This window comes from Sediminivirga luteola (assembly GCF_014639315.1).
Classification (GTDB): Bacteria; Actinomycetota; Actinomycetes; order Actinomycetales; family Brevibacteriaceae; genus Sediminivirga; species Sediminivirga luteola.
In genome coordinates this window covers 19,954-28,173 of sequence record NZ_BMFY01000022.1, presented here as the reverse complement: position 1 = coordinate 28,173, position 8,220 = coordinate 19,954, and the positions used below count along the sequence as shown (strand labels likewise).

The 8,220-nt window shown below is 69.8% G+C and carries 8 protein-coding genes; 5 read left to right on the top strand and 3 right to left on the bottom strand.

Translation table 11 applies throughout. The features are described 5' to 3' along the window. Positions 1-279: 279 nt before the first annotated feature. Positions 280-867 (bottom strand): helix-turn-helix domain-containing protein, encoded by a 588-nt coding sequence (locus IEW13_RS16615; protein WP_188552031.1) that lies wholly within the window; start codon positions 865-867, stop codon positions 280-282. A 195-nt stretch (positions 868-1,062) separates the two neighbouring features. On the opposite strand from IEW13_RS16615, the gene speB reads away from it, so the two are divergent. The 4 genes from speB to IEW13_RS16595 all read left to right on the top strand — a co-directional run bounded on the left by speB (position 1,063) and on the right by IEW13_RS16595 (position 5,047). Continuing rightward, the gene (gene speB, locus IEW13_RS16610) at positions 1,063-2,001 is read left to right on the top strand and encodes an agmatinase (RefSeq protein ID WP_188552030.1); all 939 of its coding nucleotides are present in this window, start codon (positions 1,063-1,065) and stop codon (positions 1,999-2,001) included. A 1-nt stretch (position 2,002) separates the two neighbouring features. After that, positions 2,003-3,352: a purine-cytosine permease family protein gene (locus IEW13_RS16605; RefSeq protein WP_188552029.1), complete on the top strand. Its 1,350-nt coding sequence runs from the start codon at positions 2,003-2,005 to the stop codon at positions 3,350-3,352. Between the two features lie 106 nt (positions 3,353-3,458). Next, a complete protein-coding gene (locus IEW13_RS16600; RefSeq protein WP_188552028.1) occupies positions 3,459-4,082 on the top strand; it encodes a thymidine kinase in 624 nt (207 codons plus the stop codon). A gap of 74 nt (positions 4,083-4,156) precedes the next feature. Then, the gene (locus IEW13_RS16595) at positions 4,157-5,047 is read left to right on the top strand and encodes a hypothetical protein (RefSeq protein WP_188552027.1); all 891 of its coding nucleotides are present in this window, start codon (positions 4,157-4,159) and stop codon (positions 5,045-5,047) included. A gap of 50 nt (positions 5,048-5,097) precedes the next feature. Here IEW13_RS16595 and IEW13_RS16590 read toward each other — a convergent pair whose 3' ends face one another. Then, positions 5,098-5,757, bottom strand: a complete 660-nt coding sequence (locus IEW13_RS16590; RefSeq protein WP_188552026.1) for a cyclase family protein — start codon at positions 5,755-5,757, stop codon at positions 5,098-5,100. A 158-nt stretch (positions 5,758-5,915) separates the two neighbouring features. Here IEW13_RS16590 and IEW13_RS16585 point away from each other — a divergent pair, with 158 nt between their 5' ends. Beyond that, positions 5,916-6,428 (top strand): GNAT family N-acetyltransferase, encoded by a 513-nt coding sequence (locus IEW13_RS16585; RefSeq protein ID WP_188552025.1) that lies wholly within the window; start codon positions 5,916-5,918, stop codon positions 6,426-6,428. A 143-nt stretch (positions 6,429-6,571) separates the two neighbouring features. Here the strand turns inward: IEW13_RS16585 and IEW13_RS16580 are convergent, their stop codons facing one another. Continuing rightward, complete coding sequence (locus tag IEW13_RS16580) at positions 6,572-8,182, bottom strand: amidohydrolase (RefSeq protein WP_444544412.1); 1,611 nt, start codon at positions 8,180-8,182, stop codon at positions 6,572-6,574. Positions 8,183-8,220 lie beyond the last annotated feature (38 nt).

Here is an 8,220-nt window from a genome sequence, read left to right as displayed (position 1 = left end):
TACCGATCATCGAGGACCTCGACCCCTACCCACCCTCAGCTACGCCGCGAGTCCCGCTCCCCACCAGAAGTCCGAAGAGCCCGATAAGCCCTCCGGAGCGCACGCCGGCGGGCGCAAAACAGTCACGACAACCCTCAGATTACATATGGTTTCCAGGAAGAAAGCATTCTGGTCGTTTTGTTCACGACGTATTCGCCCGCAGCGCGCCTCCGATCACGTGGCCCGCCGATCACGTGACCCGGCGGCCGTTCCGGACGACACACGCCCCGGCGCTACAGCTCAGACTGCGGTACCGCTCCAGGCAGCCGGGACGAGCGTCCATATCACCTCGGCGTGGGCGTCCTCGGCGACGGACCAGCTGTGGGGCTCCCGGCCGGGAAAGCTCAGGGTGTCCCCTGCATTCAGCTCATGGGACGAGGAGGGGAACCGGACCGTGATGCGCCCGGAGAGCACATGCACGACTTCCAGGTCGCAGCTGACGGTGTAGGGGCGGTCCCCGCTGGAAGCGCCCGGCCCCATACGGGAGCGGATCATCTGCACCCGCTCCTGGCCTCGCGGAGTGATGAGGCGTTCCTCGACCTCCCTGCCACCCATGTTGATCGCCGGGGCGGCGTCCAGGGGAAGGTGCTGCACCTCGGGCTCGGCGAAGAGGTCCCCGATCGGCAGGGACAGCACCTGGCAGATCTGCACCAGCGTGGCCACGCTGGGGGAGGTCTCATCGCGTTCCACCCGGCTGAGGAAGCCTTTCGTGAGCCCCGTCGCGGTGGCCAGCTCGCTCAGCGAGAGCCCCTGGGCGCTGCGGCTCTCCCGCAGCCGGGCGCCGATGCGCGGCTGGGCTTCCTCGGGGCGGGGGTGGACGGGACGCACGCCCCAAGACTACCGCCGGGCATGCCCGCGCACGGCCGCGATCCACCACGATCCGCGAGAGACCGGTGACGATTGACACCACGGGGCACCGGTTCTAGGCTCGCGATCAGGTTTCCTAGGGAAAATCCATCGTTTACAAATATGCAACGACTGGTGCCGTGCCAACGCCGGCCGCACCATGCAGAGGGAGAGCACATGAACGTCGGACCCATCGACTCCAGCAAGACCCCGCGGTACGCAGGAATCGCCACGTTCGCGCGGCTGCCCAGGATCGAGGATGTCGAGCGCGCCGACATCGCCGTCGTGGGTGTGCCGTTCGACACCGGCGTGAGCTACCGGCCCGGCGCCCGATTCGGTCCCGCGCACGTGCGTGAGGCCTCGCGGCTCCTGCGCCCCTACAACCCCGCGCAGGACATCTCGCCCTTCGAGGTGCAGCAGGTGGCCGATGCGGGCGATCTGGTGGCCAACCCGTTCAACCTGGACGAGGCCGTCCAGCAGGTCGCCGACGGCGCCAGGGCCCTGGGGGAGAAGGCCGGCCGGCTGGTGGTCATCGGCGGCGATCACACCATCGCCTACCCGCTGCTGCGCACGGTCGCCGAGAAGCACGGCCCCGTCGCCGTCCTGCACGCCGATGCGCACCTGGACACCTGGGACACCTACTTCGGCGCCCCGGTCACCCACGGCACCCCGTTCCGCCGGGCATCCGAAGACGGCCTGATCGACCTGACCGCGAGCGCCCACCTGGGCATCCGCGGGCCGCTGTACGGCAAGGAGGACCTGGAGGACGACGCCCGCCTGGGCTTCCAGATCACCACCTCCGAGTTCATCGAGGAGCACGGCGTGCCGGCGGCCATCGAACGCCTGCGGGCACGGCTGGGCGACAGACCGGTCTACATCTCGATCGACATCGACGTCCTGGATCCGGCCCACGCGCCCGGCACCGGCACCCCGGAAGCGGGCGGCCTGACCAGCCGGGAGCTGCTGCGGATCATCCGCGGGCTCTCGGACCTGAACCTGGTGGGCGCCGATGTCGTCGAGGTCGCCCCGGCATACGACCACGCGCAGCTCACTGCGGTGGCAGCCTCGCATGTGGTCTACGAGCTCATCTCCGCGATGGGGCGGAAGGACGCCTGAGATGTCCCTGTACCGGCGCCTGGACGCCCACCTGGAAAGCCAGGCCGAAACCGGCGGCCGGGTCACGGGCACGCTGAGCGGCGGGCGGATCTTCATGATCTGGCTGGCCGCGAACCTGGTGGTCACCACCTTGCTCACCGGCACGCTCTTCGTCCCCGGAATCGGGTACGGCCAGGCGGCCGCGGCGATCGTCGGCGGCACGCTCATCGGCGCGATCGTCCTCACGACGGTGGGCGCAATCGGCACCAGGACCGGCCTGGCCACGATGGCGCTCACCCGCGGCGCCTTCGGGCTGCGCGGAAGCCTGCTGCCCGTGGCGGCGAACGTGATCATCCTGATGGGCTGGAGCTGGGTGCAGGCGATGCTGGCCGGCGTGACGGTGGATCACCTGATCGCCGGATACACCGGCTGGTCGAACCCGATCCTGTGGTCGGTACTGTGCCAGGCCATCGTGGTGGCGCTGGCGATCTTCGGCCACACCGGCATCGCGAAGGTCGAGCCGTGGCTGGCGGTGCTGATCCTGGCGATCATGGCCTATGTGTTCGCGGTGGCGTTCGGGGCGTTCTCCCCCGCCGAGTACGCGGCGCTGCCGGCGGATCCGTCCCTGGGCATGACGCCGATCAGCGCGCTGGACATCGTGATCGCCACGGCGATCTCCTGGACGGTGCTCTCCGCGGACTTCAACCGCTTCGCGCGTTCCACCCGCGGTGGCGTGATCGGCGCGGGCCTCGGTTACACCACCTCCACCACCCTGGCGATGCTGCTGGGCCTGACGGCGCTGTCCTACCTGCTGGCGCGCGGGGATGTGGCGGCGGAGTTCGATCCGACGGTGATCGTCGACGGTTTCGGCACACCGCTGGCGCTGGTGATCTTCTTCTCCGTGATGGCCACCAACACGATGGTCGTCTACGGCATGACCACCTCCGTGGTGAATGCCCGGCCCGGCTGGAAGCTCCGCTTCCTGCCTACCGCGCTGGTGATCGGCGGGGTCTCCATCCTCGGGTCGACCTGGCTGGCGCTGCTGGGCCAGTTCACTGACTTCCTGGCGATGATCAGCGCTTTCTTCATCCCGGTGTTCGCCATCATGATCGTCGACTACTACGTCATCAAGCGGGCACGCTATGGCGATGACATCCTTCGTTCCGAAGGCGGGCGCTACTGGTACCGCGCCGGCGTGAACTGGGCCGCAGTCGCGGTATGGGTGATCGGCGCGGGTGCGACCTACGCCTGGACGTACGTGTGGCCGCTGCCAGTCGGTGCGAGCCTGCCGGCCCTGGCGCTCAGCGCGGCGCTGTACTGGCTGCTCTCGCTCCGCGGCCGGGCCGTGGCCGTGCCTGCAGCGCCGCGCTGAGCACCAGCGCCGTCCCGGTGGGACACGGACAGCCGCGGCTCAGTTCCACGCCGGACGGCGGCGCGTACGATGAGGACGCATCCATCGTCGAAAGGAACCCCCTGCCGTGGCGAAGCTCTACTTCCGCTATGGAGCCATGAACTCCGGGAAGTCCACGGGGCTGCTGCAGGCAGCGTTCAACTACGAGGAGCGCGGGCAGCGGGTCCTGCTGGCCAAACCCGCGGTGGACACCAAAGGCGACAACCGCATCCTCTCCCGGCTCGGCGTGGCCCGTGAGGTCGATTTCCTCGTGCCGCCCGGCGCGGAACTGCGCAGCCTCTTCCTCCAGCACGCCGGCGGCGACGATCCGGATGCGCTGCTGGCCCATATGCGCGTCGAACCGGTGGCCTGCCTGCTCATCGACGAGGCGCAGTTCCTCACCCCGGCGCAGGTGGAGGACCTGCTGCGCATCGCCGTCCTCGACGGCGTCCCGGTGCTCGCCTACGGCATCCGCACGGACTTCCGCACCCGGGCCTTCCCCGGAGCCGCCAGGCTGATGGAGCTGGCCCACAGCCTGGAGGAACTGAAAACCATCTGCCGATGCGGGCGCAAGGCGCTGTTCAACACCCGGCGGATCGGTGATGAGATCGTCTTCGACGGCGAGCAGGTGGCCATCGACGGCCAGGAGGTCTGGTACGAGTCGCTGTGCCCCGCCTGCTACCTGGAGGCCTCCGGCGGCAGGCTCGGCTGAGCCGAGGCAGCCCAGTGTGAGCACGGATGTCACCTGCGCGTTGGCACGTCTGCGCCTGCGATAGTGTCGGTGCCATGAAACGGCACGGGAGATGGCTGATCCCCCTCGCGGTCACCCTGGCAGCACCGATCATCGGCTATTCGCTGATCCTCGCGGATGCCCAGGACGGCTGGGCGGTGGTTGCCGGCAGCCGGGCACTGTGGCTCGGGCTCGGTGTGCTCGCGCTCCTGTTCCTGGTCCCGCTGGTCGGTGCCGGATTCGTCATCGCCGGCCTGGTGCATGTGTACCGCACCTCGCCGCGGCAGCTGGAGAAGCAGGACCGAAAACGGTCGGCCCTCGTGGTGGCGCAGGGCGGCCCCGAGACGGACCGTTCGGCGCATCAGCGGGGCCGTATGCGGGCGGCGCAGCTGCGGCGCCTGCTCCTGGACGGGAAGACGCCGCCGGCGCTGCAGAGCTTCACCATCCCGGTGGATCCCGGCGAGAACATCCGGTTCGAGATCCGGGCCCAGTACTCGCGGTTCTACGGCCAGACGGTCACGTACAGCACCGGCGGGGGTTTCGCATTCGGGCATCCGCTCTTCGTCGCCGCGGCGCTCACCGCGATGTCCCTGGGCGACCGCAGCACCCGTAAGGCCGCCGAGCGGCAGGCGGCGCAGCAGTGGCGGGAGACGCAGTTCTCCCCGGTCGTCGTCACGGATACCCGGCTGATCATCAACGCAGGCGGCCGATGGCTGTCCTTCTACTACGACGCCGTCGTGGCGATCTACCCGGAGGCGGACCATTTCACCCTGGTGCTCGACTTCGGTGATCGCACGGAACCGCTCCGGCTGGTGGGACCCGACGCGCCCTCGGTCGGTGTCTGGGTGCTGTACCGGATCTTCGGCGCCGAGGCGGTCGCGGGGCATCCGTCTCTGCAGAGCCTGGAGGCCGCGCCGGCCGCCGAGGCCCGCCGGCTGCAGGACTGAGGCGCACCTCGCTGCGGCCGGGGGCTCAGTCCTACGGCCGGGCCGGGTGCTCAGTCGAAGGCGATCACGCGGGCGGGGGCGCCATCGGCGTCCGCGAGCGGCAGCGGGAAGACACCGATCCGGTGGATCCCCTCTCCCAGGTCCCGGAGTCCGCGCAGGTTCTCCACGATGATCCCGTCGCCGCCGAGCACCTCCTCGTGCACGGGGAACCCTGCATCGTCCTGGCTGCCGCCGGTCTGGTCGGGACTGAGCGCATCCGTGCCCAGCACCCTCATACCGCGCGCACGCAGCAGCCGAACCGCTTCCGGGGCCAGCGCCGGGTGGTCAAGGGCCTGCGCGGTGCCGAACCAACGGTCCCAGCCGAAGCCGAGGAACACCATCGGCGGCACCTTCTCCGGAAGCCTGTCCAGGAGCCGCCCGGCGTCGACGATCTCCCCGGGTGCCGCATCGACCGTCAGCACCAGCGCCGGGCCGTACAGTTCGCCCGGCTCAATGCCGGAGGTGGTCCTACCGCCGGGAACGGTGTGGCTGGGAGCGTCCACATGCGTGCCGGTATGGGAACCGCACTGCAGGAGGCTCACCGCGACGCCGTCGTCGTCCAGTGTGAGCGCGGGCCTCAGGGATACAGCCGGGTCGCCCGGATAGACCATCAGATCGGAGCGGATCGGCCAGCTGAGATCCCGCAGCGCGGCCCCGGTGTCGTTCGGCATGGGGCGAGTATAGGCAGCTGCTGGGTTGTCCTGCCGTCTGACCGTGCCGCCTGCCCTGTCCTGCCGCCTGGCCGTCCTGCATCTGGCCCTGCTGCGACTGGCTATCCTGCACCCGGCTGTTCCGCGCCGGGAGGAGCCGGACGTTTAGACTTCGGAGCATGCTCACTCTCGCTCCCCAGGAGCTCGCCGGAGGCGCCGTGCTGCGCCCTGCCGAACGGACCGATGTCCCGCAGATCCTCCAACGGGTCCACGATCTGGCTCTCTATGAGAACGAGTCGGACGCCGTGGTGAACACGCAGGAACTCATGGAGCAGCAGCTCTTCGGCCGCGATCCCGCGGCGTACGCGCACGTCGTGGACCTGCACGGCACGCTCGCCGGGATCGCGGTGTTCTTCCGCACCTACTCCACCTGGACGGGGCGTCCGGGCATCTGGCTGGAGGATCTCTTCGTCACGCCTGAGCATCGTGGCAGCGGCTACGGCAAGGCGCTGCTGACCTCCCTGGCGGAGCTGTGCCAGATCAACGGCTACAGCCGGCTGGAGTGGACCGTCCTGGACTGGAACGAACCCTCGATCGCGTTCTACCGCTCCCTGGGCGCCGTACCGCTGGACGAATGGACGAGCCAGCGCCTGGACGAGCAGGCCATCGCCCGCCTGGTCGCCGGACGCTGACTTCTGCGGGGCGGCTGGCCGAACGGCTTGCCCGCGTCGACCGGCCCGCCGCCGGCCTGTGACCCGGGAGGCGGGCAGGAGGACCGTCAGCTCACGGTCCTCCTGCCCGCCTCCGGATCTCTCTCCGGTGCCCGCCGCGAGGGTCAGCGCACGGCCAGTCCTGCCTCGTTGTACAGCAGCTCGCCGCCGACGATGGTCGCACCGACCTTCAGCGTCGCGATCCTCTCCGGCGCCACCGAGAAGATGTCGTCCGAGAGCAGCACGACATCGGCCAGCTTGCCCCGCTCGAGGGTGCCCAGGTCCTGCTCCCGTCCCGCGGCGTACGCCGAGCCGTAGGTGTAGGCGCGGACCGCTTCTTCCGCCGTGAGCCGCTCGTCCGCACCGAGCACCATTCCGCTGGCGGTGCGCCGGTTGACCATATCGCCGATGCTGCGCAGCGGGTTCGCGTCGGAGACCGGCGAGTCGGTCGAACCCGGCAGGACGATGCCCGCGTTCAGCAGGGACTTCAGCCGGTAGATCCCCGGCACCAGCTCGGGTTCCACGGCCGCGGCCATGCCGTCGCCGAAGTCGGAGACGAACACGCCCTGCGGCACCGGGATCACGCCCAGGCGCGCCGCCCGGGTCACCTGCGCCTGCGAGCTGAGCGCGAAGTGCTCGATCCGGTGCCGGACGCCGGGCCGCGGCACGAGTTGTTGCGCTTCCTCGACCGCGTCGAGCACATGGTCGATCGCGGCGTCGCCGATGGCGTGGCTGGCGACGGTCCACCCGCTGCGGTGGGCATCGACGATCATCCGCCGCAGCTCGTGCGTCTCGAACTGCAGGTAGCCGGAGTTGTCCGGTTCGCCGTGGTAGCACCGGTGCATGGCCGCCGAGCGGCCGATGAAGCTGCCGTCGGAGAGGATCTTCACCGGGCCGATGCGCAGCCGCTCGTCACCCAGTCCGGTGCGGATGCCCAGGTCGAGGCCGTAGNCACCCAGTCCGGTGCGGATGCCCAGGTCGAGGCCGTAGGTGCCGCTCAGCTCCTTGATCTGGTGCAGCGTGGTGCAGTACGGCATGAGCGTCACGCGGGTCCGGACCGCTCCTGTCTCCACGGCGCGCTGGTAGAAGTGGAAGTCCAGCGGCGAGTTGCCGATCATGTCGACGTCGCCGGTGCCGGGCTCGGTCACGGACGTCAGTCCGTAGGCGAGCGCCTGATCGCCGGCCAGGCGCAGGTTCCGCACCACCTCCTCCTCGGGGCGCGGCCGGACCAGGTGCATCACGAGCTGCCGCGCGGTCTCCTCCAGCAACCCCACAGCACGGCCGTCCGCGTCACGCGGGATGTACCCGCCGGTCACATCGGGCACGTCCCGTCGTCCGCTGTAGCCGGCCCGTTCGAACACCGCCGTGCTCACCACGATCATGTGACCGGAGACGTGCTCGGCGATGACGGGGCGCCCGCCGGCAGCGCGGTCCAGCCCTTCGGCGGTCGGATGGTCACCGATGATGTTCTGGTCGTATCCAGCGGCGAACACCCAGGCATCCTCGGGCAGCTCCTGCGCGTGCCGCGCGATGGCCGCGTAGAGCTCGTCCAGGGTGTCGACGGCTCCCGGGCGCAGGTTCACCGAGGCCAGCCGTGCGCCGGTGAGGGAGAGGTGGTGGTGGGCGTCGTGGAATCCGGGTAGCGCCGGGGCGCCGCCGGCATCGACGAGATGGTCGGCGGTGAGGCCGTCAAGCTCCTCGTCGAAGCCGACGATCCGGCCGTGCAGCACCCCCATCCGGCGTGCCTGCGGGCGGGCGGGGTCCATCGTGGTGA

What these genes read in the sequence shown, in the direction of transcription:
- IEW13_RS16590 (WP_188552026.1), bottom strand. Translation starts at nt 5,757, where the DNA reads ATGCCGAACGACACCGGGGCCGCGCTGCGGGATCTCAGCTGGCCGATC.
- IEW13_RS16595 (WP_188552027.1), top strand. Translation starts at nt 4,157, where the DNA reads ATGAAACGGCACGGGAGATGGCTGATCCCCCTCGCGGTCACCCTGGCA.
- speB (WP_188552030.1), top strand. Translation starts at nt 1,063, where the DNA reads ATGAACGTCGGACCCATCGACTCCAGCAAGACCCCGCGGTACGCAGGA.
- IEW13_RS16585 (WP_188552025.1), top strand. Translation starts at nt 5,916, where the DNA reads ATGCTCACTCTCGCTCCCCAGGAGCTCGCCGGAGGCGCCGTGCTGCGC.
- IEW13_RS16605 (WP_188552029.1), top strand. Translation starts at nt 2,003, where the DNA reads ATGTCCCTGTACCGGCGCCTGGACGCCCACCTGGAAAGCCAGGCCGAA.